This window comes from Ruegeria sp. YTSA105, from assembly GCF_059610225.1.
Window position 1 is genome coordinate 204,291 of record NZ_JBXWNE010000005.1, and the last position, 19,466, is coordinate 223,756.

Sequence of the window (19,466 nt, forward strand, 5' to 3'; positions counted from 1 at the left end):
TGCTTCCCTTCTTCGCCAGTTTTTGTGCATGTTGCGACATGGATTTGTCACATGACAAGCCGACTGGCGCGTAACAACGCGCCGGACCGGGCAAAACGAATATTGCAGGGAGAAAATCAATGAAAAAACTGAGTGTAAGCCTGATGGCGCTGACCGTTGCAGGCTCTGCCTATGCCGCCGAGATGGGGGCCGTGGATCAGCCGATCAAACTGGCGATCAACGAATGGACTGGCCAGCACGTGACCACCCATGTCGCGGGTGAGATGCTGAAAGCTGCCGGATACAATGTGGAATATGTGACCGCAGGCATGATGAATCAGTTCCAGGCGCTGGCCGATGGTGACATCGACGCGACCCTGGAAATCTGGTCGTCCAACGTATCGGATGAATATGCCAAGAAGATTGACGAAGGCACCGTCGTTGAAATCGGCGATCTGGGCCTCGACGCCAAAGAAGGCATCGCCTATCCCGCGCATGTGGCTGATCTGTGTCCCGGCCTGCCCGCATGGGAAGCGCTGAAGGACTGCGCGCAGGTATTTGCGACGGCCGAAACGCTGCCCGGGGGCCGTCTGGTCGATTACCCGGCTGATTGGGGTACGCCCGGCGCTGACCGTATGGTGGGCCTGGATCTGCCGTTCAAAGCGGTTCCCGCAGGTTCCGAGGGGGCTTTGATAGCCGAGCTTCGGGCCTCGACCGAGCGCAACTCGCCGCTGCTGATCACCTTCTGGCAGCCGCATTGGGCCATGTCGGCCTATGATGTGCAATTCGTCGAACTGCCAGCCGGGGAAGACGCCTGTTTCACCGATCCCGCTTGGGGCCCGAACCCGAACGCTGTGAACGATTGCGATTTCTCGCCGTCGCGCATCTTCAAGGCGGGTTGGAGCGGCATGGAAGACAAATGGCCCGCCGCCTATGAAATCCTGACCAACTATCAGCTGGCGGTCGAAGATCAGCAGCCGATGATGGGTGCGATCGACGTTGATGGTGGTTCCGTCGAAGAGGTCGTCGCCGCTTGGATGGCTGAAAACGAAGGCAAATGGCGCCCTGTTGTTGACGCGGCAACGCAGTGAGCTGACATCAGTGACTGACGTAAATTCGCCAGCCATCGCCTGCCAGAATCTCTGGCAGGTGTTTGGCCCCGGCGCTGACAAAGCCCTGACCGACGCGCTGTCTCGGTCAGGGAATGACGCTGACAAAGCCGCTGCCGATCTGCGGGAAAACGGGTTCATCCCCGCCGTTCAGGATGCCAATTTCGAGGTCAAGGAGGGCGAGCTGTTTGTGATCATGGGCCTGTCCGGATCGGGCAAGTCCACTTTGATCCGCTGTATCTCGCAGCTTTTGCCGGGAACGGGTGGCGAAATCCGTGTGGATGGCGAGAACGTCATCGGCGCGTCAAAGAAAGTCATGACCGAGCTGCGCCGCAAAAAACTGGGCATGGTATTTCAGCATTTCGGCCTGTTCCCGCATATGACCGTTGCCGAAAACGTCGCCTATCCGCTGCGTGTTCAGGGTGTTAGCCGCAAAGAGCGGCAGGCCCGCGCGCAGGAGGTGATCTCGTTGGTCGGGCTGGAAGGGCGCGAAGACAGCTTCCCGCGTCAGCTTTCGGGTGGTCAGCGGCAGCGCGTCGGGATTGCCCGGTCTCTGGCCGTGAACCCCGATATCTGGTTTTTGGACGAACCATTCTCGGCCCTCGATCCCTTGATCCGCCGTCAGTTGCAGGATGAATTCCTGCGCATTCAGGCGACGTTGCAGAAATCCATCGTCTTCATCACCCACGATATTCAAGAGGCGCTGAAACTGGCCGACCGGATTGCCATCATGCGCGACGGCAAGATAGTCCAGATCGGTACACCCACCGATATCGTACTGCGCCCGGTGGACGATTACGTGCGAGAGTTTTCAAAGGATGTCGCCAAGGGTCAGCATGCCAAGGTCGCATCGGTCATGCGCCAAGACGGAGAGCGGGGACCAGATGACCCTGGCCTGACAACCTCGATGACATTGAACGCTGCATTGGCGCATTGCATGGAGTTATACGAACCGGTGCCCGTCAGGGATGCCGATGGTAACATCGTCGGAACGGTTCATCCGTCCGATCTGGCCGCCGCCCTGCAGGTTGATGAAACATGACTGTAGCGACGGAAGTTTCTGTGCCGCAGGCGCGCCTGAGCATTGGCGCGCGCGCCGCACTGATCACAGTCATCGTCGGTGCGTTGTGTCTGGCGCTGGAAGGCGTCGCGCCCTGGCTGGTCAAATGGCCCGCAGGCTGGGAACTGCCTGCAACGCAATGGGTAGGCACGTTTCTGGACTGGTTCCTGAACGGGATCAAACCGGCGGCGCGGCTGTTTTCCGATCTCATGGCCTATCCCATGAACTGGGCCAACTTTGTGCTCGGCAATACGCCATGGCCCATCCTGATCGGTCTGGTGACTGCGCTGGGTTGGTATCTGGGCGGCTTGCCGATGGCGGCGCTGGGCTTTGTGGGCCTTAGCTTTGTGTTGGCATCGGGCTATTGGGCCGAAAGTATGAACACCCTAGCGTTAGTGGCCGTTTCCGTGCCGGTTGCGCTGATCATGGGCGGAGCTATCGGTATCCTTGCCAACGAAGTTCCGCGCGTGAAGTCATTTGTGCAGGCCGTGCTGGACGTGATGCAGACCGTGCCGACATTCGCTTATCTGACACCGCTGCTGCTGCTGTTTGGTTTCGGTCCTGTGGTTGGGCTGATCGCCTCGGCCATCTATGCGGCCCCTCCGATGGCGCGCAACGTGATGTTGGGGCTGGAGCGGGTAGAACCGGAAATCAAAGAGGCTGCCATCATGTCCGGCGGCACGCGGTTTCAACAGCTGTTTCAGGTCGAGATCCCGGCTGCAGCCACGCAGATCATGGTCGGTGTGAACCAGTGCCTAATGGCTGCGCTGTCGATGGTTATCATCGCAGCCGTCATTGGCGGCTTCAACGATATCGGTTGGGAGGTTCTTCTGACCATGCGCAAGGCACAGTTCGGCGAAGCCTTGATGGCCGGTCTGGTGATCGTGGTCTTTGCCGTCGTCATCGACCGGATGAGCGGGACGCTGGCGACCGAACGTAAACGCTATGACCAGCGTGTCGCCTGGGCAGTAATTGGCGTTGCCGTGCTGTTCACCGCTGCCTTTTGGACCAGGCTGCCGAACCCGTCCGAACTGACCATTCTCGACCCGCTGGCCGGGGTGATTGACGGCGGGCTGACGGCGTTTACCCAGGCTAATGGGCCGTGGCTTGACGCGCTCAAGAACAACTCTTTGTTCTATGTGCTGCTGCCGCTTCGGATTGGTTTGGACCAGGCCGTGCTGCCGTTCACATGGGGTTTTCAGTGGACGCCCGTGATGAGCTATGGCCTGTTCGCCGCCGCCGCAGCGATTGCTGTGCTAATGGCATGGCGCGGACACCTGACCGGCGGGCTTGTGATGCTGATCCTGATCGGGATGCTCGAAACCGGCATTGCCAATCTGCCCTGGCCTTTCGTTCTGACTGCCGCCGCCGCGTTGGGGTGGGTGGCAGGGGGCTGGCGATTGGCGGCGCTTTCGGTCGGATTGCTCTGTACCATTCTTGTCTCGGGCCTGTGGGAACGCGCGCTGTTATCGCTGTATCTGAGCGGTGCTGCGGTGTTTTCTTGTGCCGTAGTCGGTGGTGTGATTGGTCTTGCCAGTGCAGTCTGGTTGCCTGTTTGGAAGGTGGTCCGCCCCGTCTGTGACATGTTGCAGACGATCCCACTGTTCGTGTTCCTGATTCCTGTGCTGATGGTGTTTCAGATCGGCGAGTTTTCGGCCTTTCTGGCAATCTGCGCCTATGCCGTTGTTCCGATGATCCGCTACACTCGGCACGGGCTGGTCAATACACCGGATGAGATGATGGAGGCCGCCATCTCTAGTGGCGCGACCGAGTGGCAGATCATGCGTGACGTGCGCGCGCCTTATGCTGCGCCGACTATCTTACTGGGTCTGAACCAGACCATCCTTTACGCCTTTGCCATGCTGGTGATCGCTGCGCTGATCGGAACCACCGGTCTGGGCCAGTCGATCTACCTTGCGCTGGGCCAGGCGGATGTGGGGTTGGGGATTTCAGCAGGGGCGGCGATGGCTATCCTTGCGCTGATAGCTGACCGCATCGTGCAGGGCTTTGCCGAGGAACGTCGCAAGGCGCTGGGCCTGTAAACATCGGCAGAAAGGCGGAACAACCGCCTCTCTGCCTCATTTGATTTCGGGCAAGGACGTTCCGGCGCCGGTGATTAAACCTGGCGCAAATGATCGGAGACTACCATGGCAGGCTGGCCCCTATTCTTTGCTGCACTGATAGCGTTTCTGGCGACCCATGCGATACCAGCGCGCCCCGCTGTGCGCGATCGTCTGATCACTACGTTCGGACGGCGCGGGTATTTCGTGGCTTATTCCATCTTGTCTCTGCTGGTTCTGGGTTGGTTGATCATCGCTGCAGCGCAAGCCCCGTATGTCGAGGTGATCCCACCCATTTGGATATTCCGCTGGATTCCCGTTCTGATGATGCCCGTTGTGTGCTGGCTCGCGGTTGCGGGCTTGACGATCCAGAACCCGTTTTCATTTGGTGGTTTAGGCCAGCGCCCGTTCGATCCGGAAAAGCCCGGCATTCTGCGCACCACGCGCCACCCGGTTTTGGTGGCGCTGTTGGTGTGGGCCGTCGCTCATCTGCTGGCCAATGGCAGCCTGTCCCACGTGATTTTGTTCGGTTTGTTTGCGGTATTTGCTGCGATGGGGCCGCCGCTGATTGATCGACGCAAATCCCGTCAGATGGGTGCTGAATGGGGTCGGCTGTCGCGCAACACTGCAAGGTTTTCTTTGCGTGCGCCACGCCCTTGGCCGCCTGTTTGGATCGGGTTTGTAGCGCTGGCGGCATTTGCAATCCTGCTTCACCTACACGAACCGGTGATCGGATTGTCTCCGCTGCAATAAGCTGAGTGGTGGTCGGGGCGGGTCGTGCGTGCTATTTGATGTTTCGAATTGTTGCGACAAGGGGATTTGCATGTACCTCGCCTATGTTACGACCACCGACCGCGGTGCAACCGACCGTCTGCTGAGCGCGGCTGCGGATCGCCTTTTGGCGGTAGATGCGCAGTTGGCGGGTGTGGTGCAAACCAACACCGAATGCGCCGACAGCAGCAAGTGCGACATGGACGTCCGTGTCCTGCCCGAGGGCGAGACCATCCGGATTTCGCAGTCTTTGGGTACTCAGTCGCGCGGCTGCCGTCTCGACCCTGCGGCACTTGAGCGGGCAGTTGGATATGTGACGGCATCGCTGGCAGAGAATCCCCATTTGCTGATCGTTAACAAGTTCGGCAAGCACGAGGCGGATGGGCGCGGTTTTCGCCCGGTCATCGCTGAAGCACTGGCGCAGGACATTCCGGTTCTTGTCGGGGTGAACGGTTTGAACACGGCCAAATTCGAAGAATTTACGGGCGGCGGTGCCGAGCAGATTGAGCCCGACCTTGAGGCGATCTTGGCCTGGTTTGACCGGGTCACTGCGCAACGTGAAGCTGCCGCCTGACAGAACGGTCATAAGGCGGGGCCATTGGTCCTGCCAATTTCTGCATGGTGCGGTGTGATCAGCCATCCATCACCCGCGCTGGCAAAGCTTGCTGGATGTCTGGAAGAAAATGGTGGGCGACCCTGGAATCGAACCAGGCGTGCGTCTCCGCGAGGGAGTTACAGTCCCCTGCCACACCTTGCGGCCTGTCGCCCACTGTCAGGCGTTGCACCTGACGTGGAGGCGTGATTACTAGCGCTCTAAAGGAGCGTCAACAGGAAAATACTGCTTTGACGCAGGAAACCGAATTCGCGGCCCGGAGGCCAAAGAAATGAAGAAACCCAAGTGGGTCGTCGAAAAAGAACAGGCGCGCAAAGCTGCCGCATCCGAAACTGTTTGGCTGTTTGGTCTGCATGCAGTGCGGGATGCGCTGATGAACCCAAACCGCACAAAATTGCACCTGATTGTGACACGGAATGCGCGGGACAAGCTGGTGGAAGCCATTGAATTTGCAGGTATTGAGCCCGAGATGGTTGATCCACGCAAATTTACCGCTCCGATCGACCCGGGGTCGGTTCATCAAGGCGCGGCCCTTGAGGTTAAGCCTTTGGAATGGGGTGGTCTGGCGGAAAACTGCATCGGGCGCGAACACCCGCGCGTCATTTTGTTAGACCGCGTGACCGACCCCCATAATGTCGGAGCGATTCTACGATCAGCTGAGGTTCTTGGAGCCAGCGCTGTAGTCGGTATGCGCCATCACGCGGCGCCGGAAACTGGCGCGCTGGCCAAGACCGCCAGCGGCGCACTGGAACGTCAACCCTATCTGCGGGTGCGTAACCTGGCTGATGCCATTGTCGAGTTGCAGGGAATGGGGTTTCTGGTCCTAGGACTGGACGGCGAGGCGGACGACACGATCGAGGCCGCCTTGGGAGGTAACCCGGACCAGCCAGTGGCATTGGTGTTAGGCGCAGAGGGACCGGGCCTGAGGCAAAAAACCAAAGAAACCGTCGACAAGTTGGTCAAAATTGACGCTGTGGGCGGGTTTGGTTCCCTCAATGTCTCAAATGCGGCGGCGATTGCCCTATATGCTACTAGGCAAAGATAACGACAGGAGAACGCCATTTCCACGCCATCCAAAATTGCGACCTGCTGTTATTGTGGGACCCGGGCAGCGCTTGTTCTAAAAGGCACGCAGCGCCAAGAGCTCAGTTGTTCAAGCTGCGGTGCCCCGTTGCATAACCTCAAGATGATGCCAAAGCGCAAACTGGACGATGCCAAGGCGAACCGTCAAACAGCCAAGCAGGATCGTCCCTACAAAGGCAAAAAGAAGAAGAAAAAAGGCGTTTTCTCACGGGTGCTGGATGAAGCCTGGGATTTGATCGAGGACATTTTCGACTAAAGGCTGGCGTTGACGGTTCGAATGTTCACAAGCGCGTTAAAAGGGGTTTCAGTTGCGATAATAAATTGCATCTTGATACCCTGAGTTTCTATTTGTGATCCGATGACCATGAACAGACGTTTCCTTTTTGGCGCGATTGCCGCCTGTGTGATTGCTCTTCCTGCGTTTGCGCAGGATCTGCCCGTCTTCTATCGTACGGACGGTGCAGCTATGGCCGGATATGATGCGGTGTCCTATTTCAATGGCGAAACGCCTGTTCGGGGTCAGCCTGAATATGCGGTTATGTGGAAAGGCGCCGAATGGCACTTTGCCACCGCTGAGAATCGGGACGCGTTTGAGATGAATCCGCGTGCCTATGCACCTCAGTTCGGCGGATACTGCGCCTTCGCAATGGCGCAAGGAGAGCTTGTCAGCACCGATCCGACTATTTGGCAGGTGATTGACGGTCGGCTATATCTGACCCACTCGCCAGAAATCGAGCGCATCTGGCAACGCGATACCGCAGCTTATATCCGCGAGGCCGAGGCGCATTGGCCAAGCGTTCTGTATGAATAACAGGGCGGCGGTCGTTTTTTTCTGATCTGTCATCACAAAATTGCGCGCTACCTCTTTTTTTCTCTGAACTCATGCTTAAATGTCACAGTGACCGCGGAACGGAACTGCCGCGGGTCATTTCACTGTCCCTCGTTCCAACAACTGGCGCTCAGGTATTCCTGGGCGCTTTTTTCTTTTGGAAAGGGCGACTAGGGTGCGCAAATGACTGAATATTCCGATGATTTCCTGACCCAGATTCTAAAGCGTACCAAAACCATTGCGGTGGCGGGCGTGTCGATGAATCCGGTGCGACCCAGCTATTATGTGGCGCGGTATTTGTCACTCAGGGGATACAAAGTGATCCCTGTTAACCCCGGCCATGCGGGCAAGATGCTGTTTGGCCAGACAATCCGTACGTCGCTATCCGAGATTTCCGAACCGGTAGACATGGTCGATATCTTTCGCCGATCCGAAGCTGTACCACCCATAGTGGACGAGGCGCTTGAGGCGTTTCCCAATCTGCGCACAATCTGGATGCAGATTGGAATAGAACATACCACGGCTGCGGCCACAGCGCAGGCGCGCGGGGTGGATGTCGTGATGAACCGCTGCCCGAAGATCGAATATCAGCGTTTGTATGGCGAATTGCGCATGGGTGGTTTTGCCACCGGAATGATTTCGTCGAAACTCTGAGCGGTTATTCACCGAGATATGGTTGCAGTTCGCCGAATTGTTCCAAACGCCGCTTTTCCAGAACCACTTCGCGCGGAACCCAGTCATAGCGCGTGTCTTGTGGTAAGGGCGTCCAGTACAGCACGCCGCCATAGCGCCAGGGGTCCAGCACAACACCGTCATACATTGTCTCGCCTTTGCGGCTGATGATTGCCGTGCTGTGGTCGATCCGGAACGGGTTGTCGGCATTAGCGATGGCGCGGTGCATTTCCAGCGTCTGGAAGTTTTCCTGATCCAGCCGCCGTTCGATATCCTCGGCCCAGTGCCAACACAGTCCGCGCGGCTTCAGGCCCTTGTTGACTTTGGCATTGTGGATCAGTGGCGGGTCGGTGATCTGATATTCCTGAGCCAGTTGATCGGTGTAGGCATAGGCAATGCGCGCGGCGCGGTTGGCCTCTTCAGGGTCGATGTCAGGCCCGAGGTTGCGGATTTCAGACGCCAGGCGCTGAACTTCATCACTGGTGGACGGCGGGGCAATTGCGCAGGACCCCAGAACGGCTAGCGCCAGTCCAAATACCAAAGCTCTGATCATCTGCGCGCCCTTTGACCTGCGAACCTGTCAGGATCAGAATAATGGATCGACAACACCTGCGTCACCCCTTGGGTCGCGCGGCCTTTTCCGCGATGCCGCTGGTGCCCCGACGCCGGACCAGTTCGGCCAACACATCATCCAGCGCCACATCGCGCGCGGCCAGCATGACCAGCAGGTGATACAGTACATCCGCCGCCTCTGAGGTCAGCTTGGCCTGGTCGCCCTTGACCGCCTCAATGATGGCCTCAACCGCCTCTTCGCCGAATTTCTCGGCGCATTTCTCGGGGCCTTTGGCCAACAGCTTGGCGGTCCAGCTGCCTTCAGGATCCGTCCCTTTGCGGGCCTCAATCGTTTGGGCCAGGTCGTGGAGAATGCTCATGTCAGCCTCATCGGGATGCCAGCGGCGGCCATGTGTTCCTTGGCCTCGCGGATGGTGTATTCGCCGAAGTGAAAGATCGATGCGGCAAGGACAGCGCTGGCACCGCCTTCGGTGACGCCTTCGACCAGATGATCCAGAGTTCCAACCCCGCCCGAGGCGATCACTGGCACATTCACAGCATCCGAAATGGCGCGTGTCAGCGGCAAGTTGAACCCGGCTTTGGTACCATCGCGATCCATCGAGGTCAGCAGAATTTCACCCGCGCCCTTGGCGACGACGGTTTTGGCGAACTCAACCGCGTCGATGCCAGTGGGCTTGCGTCCGCCATGAGTAAAAATTTCCCACTTGCCGGGACTGACAGTCTTGGCGTCGATGGCACAGACAATGCACTGGCTGCCGAATTGATCGGCGGCTTGGGCGATCACATCCGGGTTTGCCACTGCCGCCGAGTTGAAGCTGACCTTGTCTGCACCGGCCAGCAACAGAGCGCGCACGTCTTCCTTGGTCCGCACGCCGCCGCCAACGGTCAGGGGTACAAAGCACTGTTCCGCTGTGCGCTGCACCACATCGAACATGGTCCCGCGGTTTTCATGGGTGGCATGGATGTCCAGAAAGCAAATCTCGTCAGCGCCTGCCGCGTCATAGGCCTTGGCGGATTCCACCGGGTCACCCGCATCGCGCAGGCCAACAAAGTTAACGCCTTTGACAACGCGGCCATCGGCGACATCCAGACAGGGTATGATACGGGTTTTCAGCATCTCTCGTCCTTTGTTGGCGCACCTCTAACGGCAAAGCCCCGCCGATGCCAGACTTGTGATTGTCACAACTCTGGAACGTGTGAAAACTGTCCCCAATTCATCAGGAGATCAATGAGATGCGTAGACTCTTTTTAGCAACCACTTTCATTTTCGCAGGAGCAGCTGCCGCAATGGCTGACGATATCATCAAGATGAAGACCGACAAATCGGTGACCCAGGCGCTGGACGCGCTTGAGACGGCGATTGGCAACGCTGGTGCAACGGTTTTTGCGCGGGTTGACCACGCGGCCGGGGCCGAAAAAGTCGGAACGCCGATCCCGCCCAATCAGGTGCTGATTTTCGGCAATCCTGCGCTGGGTACGCCTGCAATGCAGATCGACCCGCGTGCCGGACTGTTCCTGCCGCTCAAGGTGCAAGCGTATGAAGATGCCGACGGTCAGGTTTGGCTGATCTATGAAGATCCAAAAGAGACGATGGATGAGTTCGACGCGGTCGAAAACTCTCCCATCATCGAGAAAATGCGCGGGGCGCTGGCAAAGCTGACTGCGGCTGCAGCGCAGTAAATCAGGACAGGGCGCGAATGGCCTCTGCCAGGTCAATCGCGCCGTCATACAGCGCCCGGCCGGAAATCGCGCCGTTCAATTCCACACCGCAATCACGCAGAGCGATCAGATCATCCAATGAGCTGACGCCGCCTGAAGCGATCACCGGGATCGATACGGCACGGGCCAAGTCCGCGGTGGCCTCAATGTTAGGGCCCTGCATCGCGCCATCGCGGTTGATATCGGTATAGATGATTGCAGCAACGCCGGCATCCTCGAAGCTGCGCGCCAGATCAGTGACCTGCACATTCGTCTCTTCAGCCCAGCCTTTGGTCGCGACCATGCCGTTGCGGGCATCAATGCCAACGGCAACTTTGCCGGGAAAGGCTTTGGCCGCCTTGCGCACCAGATCCGGGTTCTCGACCGCGATTGTGCCCAGAATCACTCGGGCCAGACCTTTGTCGATCCAGGTTTCAATGGTGGCCATCTCGCGGATACCGCCGCCAAGCTGGGCGGGAACGTTGCATTCCTTCAGAATTGCCTCGACTGGGGCGGCGTTGACCGGCTCACCGGCAAAGGCACCGTTCAGGTCAACCAGATGTAGCCATTCGCACCCCGCGTCGACAAAGGCACGGGCCTGGGCGGCGGGGTCTTCATTGAACACGGTCGCTTTGTCCATTTCTCCGCGCAGCAGGCGCACGGCCTGTCCGTCTTTGAGGTCGATGGCAGGATAGAGGATCATGTTGTCAGGCCTTGAATCGCTGTTTTCCCGGCGGGATATCGCACAGGCAGGGCAGGGGATGCAACGCGACGCAAAGTCAATCTTGCCCCACGTCCACCAGCGCGCCAGACTGCTGGTCAAATAGGGAGGATTTTATGAAGAAAACAACTTTTGTAGCAGCCTTGGGGCTGGCATCACTGATTTCGGGAGCGGCGATGGCCGACCCGGTTGACGGTCTTTGGAAAACCCAGCCCGGAGACACCGGCGGATATCTGCATGTTTCGATCGCCGAATGCGGCAGCGCGATTTGCGGTACCATCGATACCGCTTTTGACAAAGACGGGAATGAACAGTTGGAATATGAAAACCTCGGCAAGCAGATCATCTGGGATATGGTGTCCGATGGCGACGGCACCTATGGCGGAGGCAAGATCTGGGCTCCGGACAGAGACAAGACCTACAGCTCGAAAATGACCCTGGACAGCCAGAACAAGCTGACCGTCAAAGGTTGTGTTGCGGGTGGATTGGTGTGTCGCGGGCAGGACTGGACACGGGTTCAGTAACCGCTCAGGGCGTCCAGGTCAGGAAATTCCCGATCATGCGCAGGCCCACATCCTGGCTTTTCTCAGGATGGAACTGCATCCCGACCATAGTGTCACGGCCAATTACGGCCGTGACGTCCTGACCGTAATCCACATAGGCCAGACGTTGTGCCGGATCGCTGACCCGGAAATGGTATGAGTGGACGAAATAGGCGTGATCGCCTGACTTGACCCCGGCAAAAACCGGGTGGTCGCTTTCCAACACCAGATCGTTCCAGCCCATATGGGGCACTTTCAGCGATCGGTCTGACGGCGCAATCTGCACCACATCCCCAGCAATCCAGTCCAACCCATCGGTGTCAGTGTACTCATGACCTTTCGAGGCCATCAGCTGCATACCCACGCAGATACCCAGAAATGGGCGGGCTTTCTGCTCGACGGCTTCGACCATCGCGTCATAGATACCCTTGTGCCCGCGCAGCTCGGCCGCGCAGGCAGGGAAAGCGCCGTCGCCGGGCAGCACCAGCCGGTCGGCGCGCGCCACGACATCCGCGTCGGATGTGACCACGACCTCGCCGGCGTCCAGTTCCCGCGCCATGCGCTGAAACGCCTTTTCAGCGGAATGCAGATTGCCGCTTTCATAGTCGATAATGGCGGTGAGCATTTACAACGCGCCCTTGGTCGACGGAATCGCATCTGCTTTGCGCGCATCGGTCTCAACCGCGTCGCGCAATGCGCGCGCGACAGCTTTGAACGCCGCTTCTGCGATGTGGTGGCTGTTGAACCCGTGCAACTGGTCGATATGCAGCGTGATGCCGCCATGAGTGGCCAGCGCCTGAAAGAACTCGCGCACCAGTTCAGTGTCGAAGGTGCCAATCTTGGGTGTCGGCAGGTCTACGTTCCAGATCAGAAACGGTCGCCCTGACAGATCCAGCGCACAGCGCACCTGTGCATCGTCCATCGGCAGGTGACATTCGCCATACCGCCGGATGCCCTTTTTGTCGCCCAAGGCCTGTGTCAACGCTTGCCCCAGTGCGATTCCGGTGTCCTCGACCGTGTGGTGGTCGTCGATGTGGTAATCGCCCTTGGCGCGGATCGTCATGTCGATCAGAGAATGGCGCGCTAACTGATCCAGCATGTGGTCAAAGAAACCGACGCCGGTCTGGTTGTCATACTGGCCGGTCCCATCCAGATTGAACTCGACCGTGATATCGGTTTCGGCGGTCTGACGGCTGATCTTTGCGCTGCGCATGGGCGAATTCCTTTTACTACAGGCGTGCTTATAGACGGGGTAGGGCGGGTTGATCCAGACCATCCGTCGCAATCGCCGCAAACTGTTGCAGGGGATTGCGCCCGGGCGCAGCCCATGTCAGCCTGCGGCCAACTCAACCAACAAGGCTCGGCCCATGTCCACCTGTGTTTTCATCCAGATCCGCTGCAAACCTGGCACCACTTACAAGGTGGCTGAAGAGATCGCGTTGCGCGAAATCCACTCGGAGCTCTACTCTACCAGCGGCGAATATGACCTGCTGCTGAAGCTTTACATCCCCGAGGCCGAGGATGTGGGACATTTCATCAATGAAAATCTGCTGGTGATCTCGGGTATAGAACGCTCGCTGACCACAATGACGTTCAAGGCGTTCTAGCCCTGCTCAAACGTTGTCACGCGGAAGATTCGGTCCGGGTCGTGATCGGAGTACTTCGGCGCGGTGTCAAAGACGTTCTTATGCGCCGTCCGCGCGGCCAATGTGAAGGTGGCTTTGTTCGGTTGCGGCATATGAACATATACGCGGGTCATGCTTTTTCAGCAGGCCGCGCCATAAGAAAACAGCGTTGAGTGAGAGGGTTTGTATCTGGAGCGGGCGAGGCGATTCGAACGCCCGACCCTAACCTTGGCAAGGTTATGCTCTACCCCTGAGCTACGCCCGCATCAGATACATATTTGGTCCGGAGACCTCTCAATGGAGCGGGCGAGGCGATTCGAACGCCCGACCCTAACCTTGGCAAGGTTATGCTCTACCCCTGAGCTACGCCCGCGCCGTTGAGTGAGGCGTGAAGTATTAATTCTGGCGGAAAGCTGCAAGGGGAAAAACGCGACTTTTGCAAAAAATCTTCTCGTGCGGAGGAAATCCAGACAGACTTGACCTCGCGTAGCAGCAGCCCGGTTCAACTGGACCGGTCGAGATTCCGCGTTAAGCTTTGCCCAGAGCTTAGGAATATTAATAGACGGAGCCACCCATGCTGACAATTACACCGGTTTATGCGGCATTAGCCGCCTTTTTGTATCTGGCGCTGAGCCTTCGGGTCATTGGCCACCGACGGGGCGAAAAGGTTTCCTACGGGGATGGTGGCAAGGGGCAAATGATCAAGGCGATCCGAACTCATGGCAATTTCGCGGAATACGCGCCGTTTGCGCTGTTATTGATGGCGATGGTTGAATTGCAGGGCGCCAGCGGGTTGCTGTTGAACCTGTTGGGATTGGCCTTGCTGGGTGGTCGCCTGCTTCATGCATATGGGTTTGGCAGGTCTCCGCAGATCGTTATCCTCAGGCAAATCGGAATGCTGCTGACATTTGGTTCAATCTTCGTAGCTGCAATAGCCAATATTGTGCTGGCGGTGTGAGCGCGGTGGGTCGCACACGCCGAAAAAAGCCACCATTTTACCCAAATTCAATTATTAACTAACTGTCAACGTTAACTCAGGTGCTTGATTTTGTGGTATCTGCTGCCACTGCTCAAGAAGGACAGGTGAATAATATGAAACGGTTCTTGTTACTTTCGCGTGTAATTGCGACCTCATTTCTGCTGCTTGGCGCTGTAAGCTTTGTGGCAGTTGTTGCCGTACCTGATATGGCCATCGCCAAAAATGGTGGCGGCAAAGGTAATGGCGGTGGCAAAGGCAATGGTGGTGGAAATGGGAACGGCGCGGATAAGTCTGGCGACAAGTCCTCACAGGTGAAAGGTGGCAAGTCCTTGGGTAAAAAGGGGACTGGCAAAGGGTTGCTCGCCAGTCTTGGCCTGAAAAAGCAAAAAACTGCCAAAACGGGCGCTACGACTCAAAAGAAAAACGGGCTGGTCGCTTCGATTGGTAATCTGGTCAAGGGCAATAAGAAACCTGCCAAGATGACCAAAGTTACCACTGCTGTCGTTGATGAGGAGCCGGTTCACCCCAACAAGCACGGCAAAATTGCATCGGAGCTTAAAGGTCTGAACGCAGCCCATGCCAGCCAAACGGCTCTTATGAATGCGTCTCCGAACAGTATGCCAGGAAAACTGTACTCTTATCAGCAGAGCATTCTTGGTCATACCGATGCGGCGACAGATCTGCAGGATAAGAACGACGAACTGGAAGACCTGCAGGAACTGACCGCAGAAGAGATCGAAGAGGCCTATGAGCCGACCGAAGACGAGCTTGCCGAGGGCATCACCGCTCAGGACAAGTACGACGACGCGGTCGAAGAGGCTGCGCTGGCAGTAGAGGAGGCCGAGACAAACCTGGCCGGATCTTCTGACCCGCAAGAGGCTCTGGATACTCTGACCGGCGGTCGCGAGTTGTCTGACGACGCCCTGAACGAGCTGCACGACCTGCTGGGTCTGCCGGCGCTTGCGGATTATGATGTTTCTGGTGATGAAACAGAAAAGGCATTGGTCGAAGATGAGGTTGAAGGAGAAACCGTAGACGGCTGAACCTTAACCCAATGAAATGGAAAAGGCGCGCCCCAGAGGCGCGCCTTTTTTTGCTATTCCAGCTCGATCAGCAGGTCCTTGGCGTCAATTTGGCCGCCTGGCTGAACGTGGATGGCTTTGACTACGGCGTCCCTTTCGGCGTGAATGCCAGTCTCCATCTTCATGGCCTCGATGGTCAAAAGCATATCGCCTTCTTTGACCTCTTGTCCCGCAGTAACCGCAACGGTTGCCACGACACCCGGCATCGGTGCGCCGATATGTGCGAGGTTGCCGATTTCCGCTTTGGGTCGGGCCTGCGTGGTTGACGTCACCAGACGGTTTGGCACCCGGATCACACGGGGCTGACCGTTCAGTTCAAAGAACACTTTGACCTCACCATTTTCATCGGTTTCACCGATGGCCTGACAGCGAATTTCCAGAGTCTTGCCGGGATCGATTTCCGCGGCGATCTCTTCGCCGGGCTCCATTCCATAGAAGAATGTGCGCGTGGGCAGGGTGCGGACGGGGCCATAGATCCGATGGCGACCCATGTAATCAAGGAACACCTTGGGATACATCAGGAATCCGTTCAGATCCTCGTCGTCGACCTCTTTGCCGTCCAGTTGTTTGGATAGCTCGGCGCGCGTTTCCTCCAGATCGACCGGGGGTACGTCTTTGCCGGGGCGGTCAGTGTTGGGGCTTTCGCCCTTAAGCGCCTTGCTGATGATCGCATCAGGGAACCCGCCCGGAGGCTGCCCCAGATTGCCGCGCATCATGTCGATGACCGAATCCGGGAAGGCCACGTCCGAGTCCGGGTTTTCGACATCGGCGCGCGTCAGCCCTTGGCTGACCATCATCAGCGCCATGTCGCCAACCACTTTTGACGAAGGCGTGACTTTGACGATATCGCCGAACATCTGGTTCACGTCCGCATACATCTGCGCCACTTCATGCCAACGCTCTTCCAGGCCAAGGCTGCGCGCCTGAGCCTTGAGGTTAGTGAACTGGCCACCGGGCATCTCGTGCAGATATACCTCGGATGCAGGGGCCTGCAGGCTGGATTCAAAGGCCGCATACTGGCCTCGGACCACCTCGAAATAGTCGCTGATTTCGCGGATGGCTTTGATGTCCAGACCGGTGTCGCGTTCCGTATGGCGCAGCGCTTCGACCACAGTGCCCAATGTCGCCTGAGAAGTGTTGCCACTGAAGCTGTCCATCGCGCAATCCACTGCGTCCACACCCGCCTCGGAGGCGGCCAGAATGGTGGCGCTGGCGATACCGGCAGTGTCGTGCGTGTGGAAGTGGATTGGCAACCCGACCTCTTCTTTCAGCGCACGGATCAAAATCTTGGCCGAGGCTGGTTTCAGCAGGCCGGCCATGTCTTTCAGGCCCAGAATATGAGCTCCGGCATCGCGCAACTCTTTCGCCATGCCAACATAGTATTTTAGGTCATATTTGGCACGGTTCGGGTCCAGAATATCGCCAGTATAGCAAACGGTGCCTTCACAGATTTTACCGTTCTCGACCACCGCATCCATCGCGACACGCATATTTTCGACCCAGTTGAGAGAGTCGAAGACGCGAAACACGTCGATATTTTCTGACGCCTGACGAACGAATTCCTGCACCACGTTGTCGGGGTAATTGGTGTATCCAACCCCGTTTGCACCGCGCAAAAGCATCTGGGTCATCAGGTTCGGCATCACCTCGCGCAGGTCACGCAGACGTTGCCACGGACATTCCTGCAAGAACCGATAAGCCACATCGAAAGTGGCGCCGCCCCAGCATTCGACGCTGAACAGCTGCGGCAGGTTGGCCGCATAGCTCGGGGCCACTTTGATCATGTCGATCGACCGCATCCGCGTCGCCAGCAGCGACTGGTGCCCGTCGCGCATCGTGGTGTCGGTGATCAGCAACTGGCGCTGAGCCTTCATCCAATCGGCCACCGCCTGCGGGCCCTTTTGTTCTAGCAGATTGCGGGTGCCCATCTGCGGCTCACTTTTCAGAGCCGGGGCCTTGGCCTCTTTCAGATCGGTACGCGGTTCGGGACGATCCTTGGTCTCAGGATGCCCATTCACGGTGATATCCGCAATATAGGTCAGAACCTTGGTGCCCCTGTCACGGCGTCGTTTAAAGGTGAACAGCTCGGGCGTAGTGTCGATGAACTTGGTGGTGTATTCATTCGACAGGAAGGTCGGGTGTTTCAGCAGGTTGATGACAAAGTCGATATTGGTGCTGACGCCACGAATACGGAACTCGCGCAGCGCTCGGTCCATTCGCGAAATCGCGGCCTGTGGCGTCGGGGCCCAGGCCGTGACCTTGGTCAGCAGCGAGTCGTAGTACCGCGTGATTACACCACCCGCATAGGCCGTGCCGCCATCTAGGCGAATACCCATGCCAGTAGCCGAGCGGTATGCGGTGATGCGACCGTAGTCGGGAATAAAGTTGTTCTGTGGGTCTTCGGTTGTGATCCGGGTCTGAAGGGCATGACCGTTCAGGTGCACATCCGCTTGGCTGGCGGCGCCGGTGGCTTCGGCCAACGATTTGCCCTCGGCGATCAGGATCTGTGCCTGCACAATGTCGATACCTGTGACTTCCTCGGTGACGGTATGTTCCACCTGAACGCGCGGGTTCACCTCGATGAAGTAGAACTTGCTGGTTTCCATATCCATCAGGAACTCGACGGTGCCTGCGCATTCATAATTTACATGGGCGCAAATCTTGCGGCCCAGTTCGCAGATTTCCGCGCGTTGTTCTTCGCTGAGATACGGGGCAGGCGCGCGTTCCACGACTTTCTGATTACGGCGCTGGACCGAGCAGTCGCGCTCATACAGGTGGTAAATTTCGCCATGTTTGTCGCCCAGAATCTGCACCTCGACATGGCGGGCGCGGATAATCATCTTTTCCAAATAGCCCTCGCCATTGCCAAAGGCAGCCTCGGCTTCGCGGCGGCCTTCCAGGACTTTTTCTTCCAATTCGTCCTCGGATTCGATTGGGCGCATGCCGCGGCCACCTCCGCCCCAGGATGCTTTGAGCATCAGGGGATATCCGATCTCTTTGGCTTGTGACCGGATCGCGCCCATATCGTCGCCCAGCACTTCGGTCGCAGGGATTACCGGAACTCCGGCGGCGATGGCCACGCGGCGGGCGCTGGCCTTGTCGCCCAAGGCGCGCATGGTTTCGGCCTTTGGTCCGATGAAGGTGATCCCGTTCTGGACGCAGGCATCCACGAAATCTGGGTTTTCCGACAACAAGCCATAGCCCGGGTGGATGGCATCCGCACCACATTCCTTGGCCACGCGAATAATCTCGTCAATGCTGAGGTAAGCGGCAACCGGCCCCAACCCCTCGCCGATGCGATAGGCCTCGTCCGCCTTGAAACGGTGCAAGCCAAGCTTGTCCTCTTCCGCATATACGGCGACTGTGCGTTTGCCCATCTCATTCGCTGCGCGCATCACGCGAATGGCAATCTCGCCGCGGTTGGCGATCAGGATCTTGTCGAAATGTGTCATATCAGGTCCCGGTCCTGTTTGTTTGGCGAACTTCTAGGCGAACAATACGCGCAGGTATATCGGTGATTTGGGTAGAACCGGCATGTTAACGCTCGCAAACGCCTCCTGTTGGTGAATGCTTGATAGCCTTGCTGCGCTGCGGCATCAAGACTGGTGAATTGCGGCGTGATTTGGTGTGTTCATTAAGGACTTTTTGGCCACGGTCGGCAGATGCTTTGCCAAGTTTCGACACATTAGGCAAGTTGCGCGCATGGTCGTGCCGGGTGCCGAGCCGATTGACTTCAAGAACGTTGGGAATGAAAGGCCTGACCGTGTCCGGTTATCGTGGATGTGTAGCCCCGAGAGGTTTTGGGCAGATCGTTTGCGTGCTGCTCGCCTCAAATCATTGCGTTACTTCTTTATCCGATCCTCTGAAAGATCACCGACCGTTTAAGAGTCTAGGCTCCAGACTCATTGATTTACAGCCAGAATAGGACTGTAGCAGCGAGAGCGATGGCCGAGAGGAATACCTTTGGGCATCTGTCATATCGGGTGGCGACGCGCCGCCAATCCTTCAGGCGTCCGAACATGATCTCAATGCGGTTGCGTCGTTTGTAGCGGCGCTTGTCGTATCGGACG

General features: G+C 57.7%; 23 protein-coding genes and 3 tRNA genes. 14 read left to right on the top strand and 12 right to left on the bottom strand.

Annotated features, from left to right (window positions below; translation table 11 throughout):
* Positions 1-119 precede the first annotated feature (119 nt).
* The 5 genes from AC2FH2_RS09275 (at position 120) to AC2FH2_RS09295 (ending at position 5,553) form a co-directional block, all read left to right on the top strand.
* Positions 120-1,070, top strand: coding sequence for an ABC transporter substrate-binding protein (locus tag AC2FH2_RS09275; RefSeq protein ID WP_142636848.1), 951 nt, complete (start codon positions 120-122; stop codon positions 1,068-1,070).
* 10 nt (positions 1,071-1,080) lie between these two features.
* Positions 1,081-2,130, top strand: coding sequence for a quaternary amine ABC transporter ATP-binding protein (locus AC2FH2_RS09280; protein ID WP_496823374.1), 1,050 nt, complete (start codon positions 1,081-1,083; stop codon positions 2,128-2,130).
* Positions 2,127-4,190: an ABC transporter permease gene (locus tag AC2FH2_RS09285; RefSeq protein WP_496793247.1), complete on the top strand. Its 2,064-nt coding sequence runs from the start codon at positions 2,127-2,129 to the stop codon at positions 4,188-4,190. The genes AC2FH2_RS09280 and AC2FH2_RS09285 overlap by 4 nt, the downstream gene beginning before the upstream one ends.
* A gap of 105 nt (positions 4,191-4,295) precedes the next feature.
* Positions 4,296-4,961, top strand: a complete 666-nt coding sequence (locus AC2FH2_RS09290) for an NnrU family protein (RefSeq protein WP_496823375.1) — start codon at positions 4,296-4,298, stop codon at positions 4,959-4,961.
* A gap of 70 nt (positions 4,962-5,031) precedes the next feature.
* Positions 5,032-5,553, top strand: a complete 522-nt coding sequence (locus AC2FH2_RS09295; protein ID WP_271949499.1) for a DUF2478 domain-containing protein — start codon at positions 5,032-5,034, stop codon at positions 5,551-5,553.
* Between the two features lie 110 nt (positions 5,554-5,663).
* Here AC2FH2_RS09295 and AC2FH2_RS09300 read toward each other — a convergent pair.
* Positions 5,664-5,747, bottom strand: a tRNA-Tyr gene (locus AC2FH2_RS09300).
* A 116-nt stretch (positions 5,748-5,863) separates the two neighbouring features.
* Here AC2FH2_RS09300 and rlmB point away from each other — a divergent pair.
* The 4 genes from rlmB (at position 5,864) to AC2FH2_RS09320 (ending at position 8,158) form a co-directional block, all read left to right on the top strand.
* Positions 5,864-6,637, top strand: a complete 774-nt coding sequence (gene rlmB / locus AC2FH2_RS09305) for a 23S rRNA (guanosine(2251)-2'-O)-methyltransferase RlmB (protein WP_496823376.1) — start codon at positions 5,864-5,866, stop codon at positions 6,635-6,637.
* Positions 6,638-6,652: 15 nt separating this feature from the next.
* On the top strand, positions 6,653-6,931 hold the full coding sequence (locus AC2FH2_RS09310) for a hypothetical protein (protein WP_496823383.1): 279 nt from the start codon (positions 6,653-6,655) through the stop codon (positions 6,929-6,931).
* A 108-nt stretch (positions 6,932-7,039) separates the two neighbouring features.
* Positions 7,040-7,486 carry a YHS domain-containing (seleno)protein gene (locus tag AC2FH2_RS09315; protein ID WP_271949503.1) on the top strand — a complete coding sequence of 149 codons (447 nt, stop codon included), beginning with the start codon at positions 7,040-7,042 and terminating at the stop codon, positions 7,484-7,486.
* 201 nt (positions 7,487-7,687) lie between these two features.
* Positions 7,688-8,158 carry a CoA-binding protein gene (locus AC2FH2_RS09320; protein WP_496823377.1) on the top strand — a complete coding sequence of 157 codons (471 nt, stop codon included), beginning with the start codon at positions 7,688-7,690 and terminating at the stop codon, positions 8,156-8,158.
* 4 nt (positions 8,159-8,162) lie between these two features.
* On the opposite strand, the gene AC2FH2_RS09325 is transcribed toward AC2FH2_RS09320, so the two are convergent.
* The 3 genes from AC2FH2_RS09325 to hisF form a co-directional block, all read right to left on the bottom strand.
* Positions 8,163-8,729: a hypothetical protein gene (locus AC2FH2_RS09325; protein WP_142636866.1), complete on the bottom strand. Its 567-nt coding sequence runs from the start codon at positions 8,727-8,729 to the stop codon at positions 8,163-8,165.
* 61 nt (positions 8,730-8,790) lie between these two features.
* Positions 8,791-9,108, bottom strand: a complete 318-nt coding sequence (locus AC2FH2_RS09330; protein ID WP_496823378.1) for a phosphoribosyl-ATP diphosphatase — start codon at positions 9,106-9,108, stop codon at positions 8,791-8,793.
* The gene (gene hisF / locus AC2FH2_RS09335; protein ID WP_281994914.1) at positions 9,105-9,866 is read right to left on the bottom strand and encodes an imidazole glycerol phosphate synthase subunit HisF; all 762 of its coding nucleotides are present in this window, start codon (positions 9,864-9,866) and stop codon (positions 9,105-9,107) included. The genes AC2FH2_RS09330 and hisF overlap by 4 nt, the downstream gene beginning before the upstream one ends.
* Positions 9,867-10,036: 170 nt before the next feature.
* Between hisF and AC2FH2_RS09340 the strand changes: the two genes are divergently transcribed.
* A complete protein-coding gene (locus AC2FH2_RS09340; RefSeq protein WP_271949511.1) occupies positions 10,037-10,429 on the top strand; it encodes a DUF302 domain-containing protein in 393 nt (130 codons plus the stop codon).
* A gap of 1 nt (position 10,430) precedes the next feature.
* Here AC2FH2_RS09340 and hisA read toward each other — a convergent pair whose 3' ends face one another.
* Complete coding sequence (hisA, locus tag AC2FH2_RS09345) at positions 10,431-11,150, bottom strand: 1-(5-phosphoribosyl)-5-[(5-phosphoribosylamino)methylideneamino]imidazole-4-carboxamide isomerase (protein WP_496823379.1); 720 nt, start codon at positions 11,148-11,150, stop codon at positions 10,431-10,433.
* Positions 11,151-11,284: 134 nt separating this feature from the next.
* Here hisA and AC2FH2_RS09350 point away from each other — a divergent pair, with 134 nt between their 5' ends.
* The gene (locus AC2FH2_RS09350; RefSeq protein WP_271949514.1) at positions 11,285-11,692 is read left to right on the top strand and encodes a DUF2147 domain-containing protein; all 408 of its coding nucleotides are present in this window, start codon (positions 11,285-11,287) and stop codon (positions 11,690-11,692) included.
* 4 nt (positions 11,693-11,696) lie between these two features.
* On the opposite strand, the gene hisH is transcribed toward AC2FH2_RS09350, so the two are convergent.
* Positions 11,697-12,335 carry an imidazole glycerol phosphate synthase subunit HisH gene (gene hisH, locus AC2FH2_RS09355; protein WP_271949515.1) on the bottom strand — a complete coding sequence of 213 codons (639 nt, stop codon included), beginning with the start codon at positions 12,333-12,335 and terminating at the stop codon, positions 11,697-11,699.
* Positions 12,336-12,923, bottom strand: a complete 588-nt coding sequence (gene hisB / locus AC2FH2_RS09360) for an imidazoleglycerol-phosphate dehydratase HisB (RefSeq protein WP_496823380.1) — start codon at positions 12,921-12,923, stop codon at positions 12,336-12,338.
* Between the two features lie 154 nt (positions 12,924-13,077).
* Here hisB and AC2FH2_RS09365 point away from each other — a divergent pair, with 154 nt between their 5' ends.
* Positions 13,078-13,317: an Lrp/AsnC family transcriptional regulator gene (locus tag AC2FH2_RS09365; RefSeq protein WP_142636899.1), complete on the top strand. Its 240-nt coding sequence runs from the start codon at positions 13,078-13,080 to the stop codon at positions 13,315-13,317.
* Here AC2FH2_RS09365 and AC2FH2_RS09370 read toward each other — a convergent pair.
* The 3 genes from AC2FH2_RS09370 to AC2FH2_RS09380 all read right to left on the bottom strand — a co-directional run bounded on the left by AC2FH2_RS09370 (position 13,314) and on the right by AC2FH2_RS09380 (position 13,708).
* Positions 13,314-13,469, bottom strand: coding sequence for a hypothetical protein (locus AC2FH2_RS09370; protein ID WP_185956685.1), 156 nt, complete (start codon positions 13,467-13,469; stop codon positions 13,314-13,316). The two genes, AC2FH2_RS09365 and AC2FH2_RS09370, sit on opposite strands and share 4 nt — an antisense overlap.
* 56 nt (positions 13,470-13,525) lie before the next feature.
* A tRNA-Gly gene (locus AC2FH2_RS09375) sits at positions 13,526-13,600 on the bottom strand.
* Between the two features lie 33 nt (positions 13,601-13,633).
* Positions 13,634-13,708: transfer RNA gene (locus AC2FH2_RS09380), tRNA-Gly, on the bottom strand.
* Between the two features lie 201 nt (positions 13,709-13,909).
* On the opposite strand from AC2FH2_RS09380, the gene AC2FH2_RS09385 reads away from it, so the two are divergent.
* Both AC2FH2_RS09385 and AC2FH2_RS09390 read left to right on the top strand, forming a co-directional pair.
* Positions 13,910-14,293: an MAPEG family protein gene (locus AC2FH2_RS09385; protein WP_142636882.1), complete on the top strand. Its 384-nt coding sequence runs from the start codon at positions 13,910-13,912 to the stop codon at positions 14,291-14,293.
* A gap of 134 nt (positions 14,294-14,427) precedes the next feature.
* Positions 14,428-15,357 (top strand): hypothetical protein, encoded by a 930-nt coding sequence (locus tag AC2FH2_RS09390; protein ID WP_496712841.1) that lies wholly within the window; start codon positions 14,428-14,430, stop codon positions 15,355-15,357.
* Positions 15,358-15,410: 53 nt separating this feature from the next.
* On the opposite strand, the gene AC2FH2_RS09395 is transcribed toward AC2FH2_RS09390, so the two are convergent.
* Both AC2FH2_RS09395 and AC2FH2_RS09400 read right to left on the bottom strand, forming a co-directional pair.
* Entirely contained in the window at positions 15,411-18,848 is a 3,438-nt protein-coding gene (locus tag AC2FH2_RS09395; RefSeq protein ID WP_496823381.1) for a pyruvate carboxylase, read from the bottom strand.
* A 458-nt stretch (positions 18,849-19,306) separates the two neighbouring features.
* Positions 19,307-19,466: transposase (locus AC2FH2_RS09400; RefSeq protein WP_496678881.1), on the bottom strand; the 160-nt coding region annotated here is incomplete at its 5' end.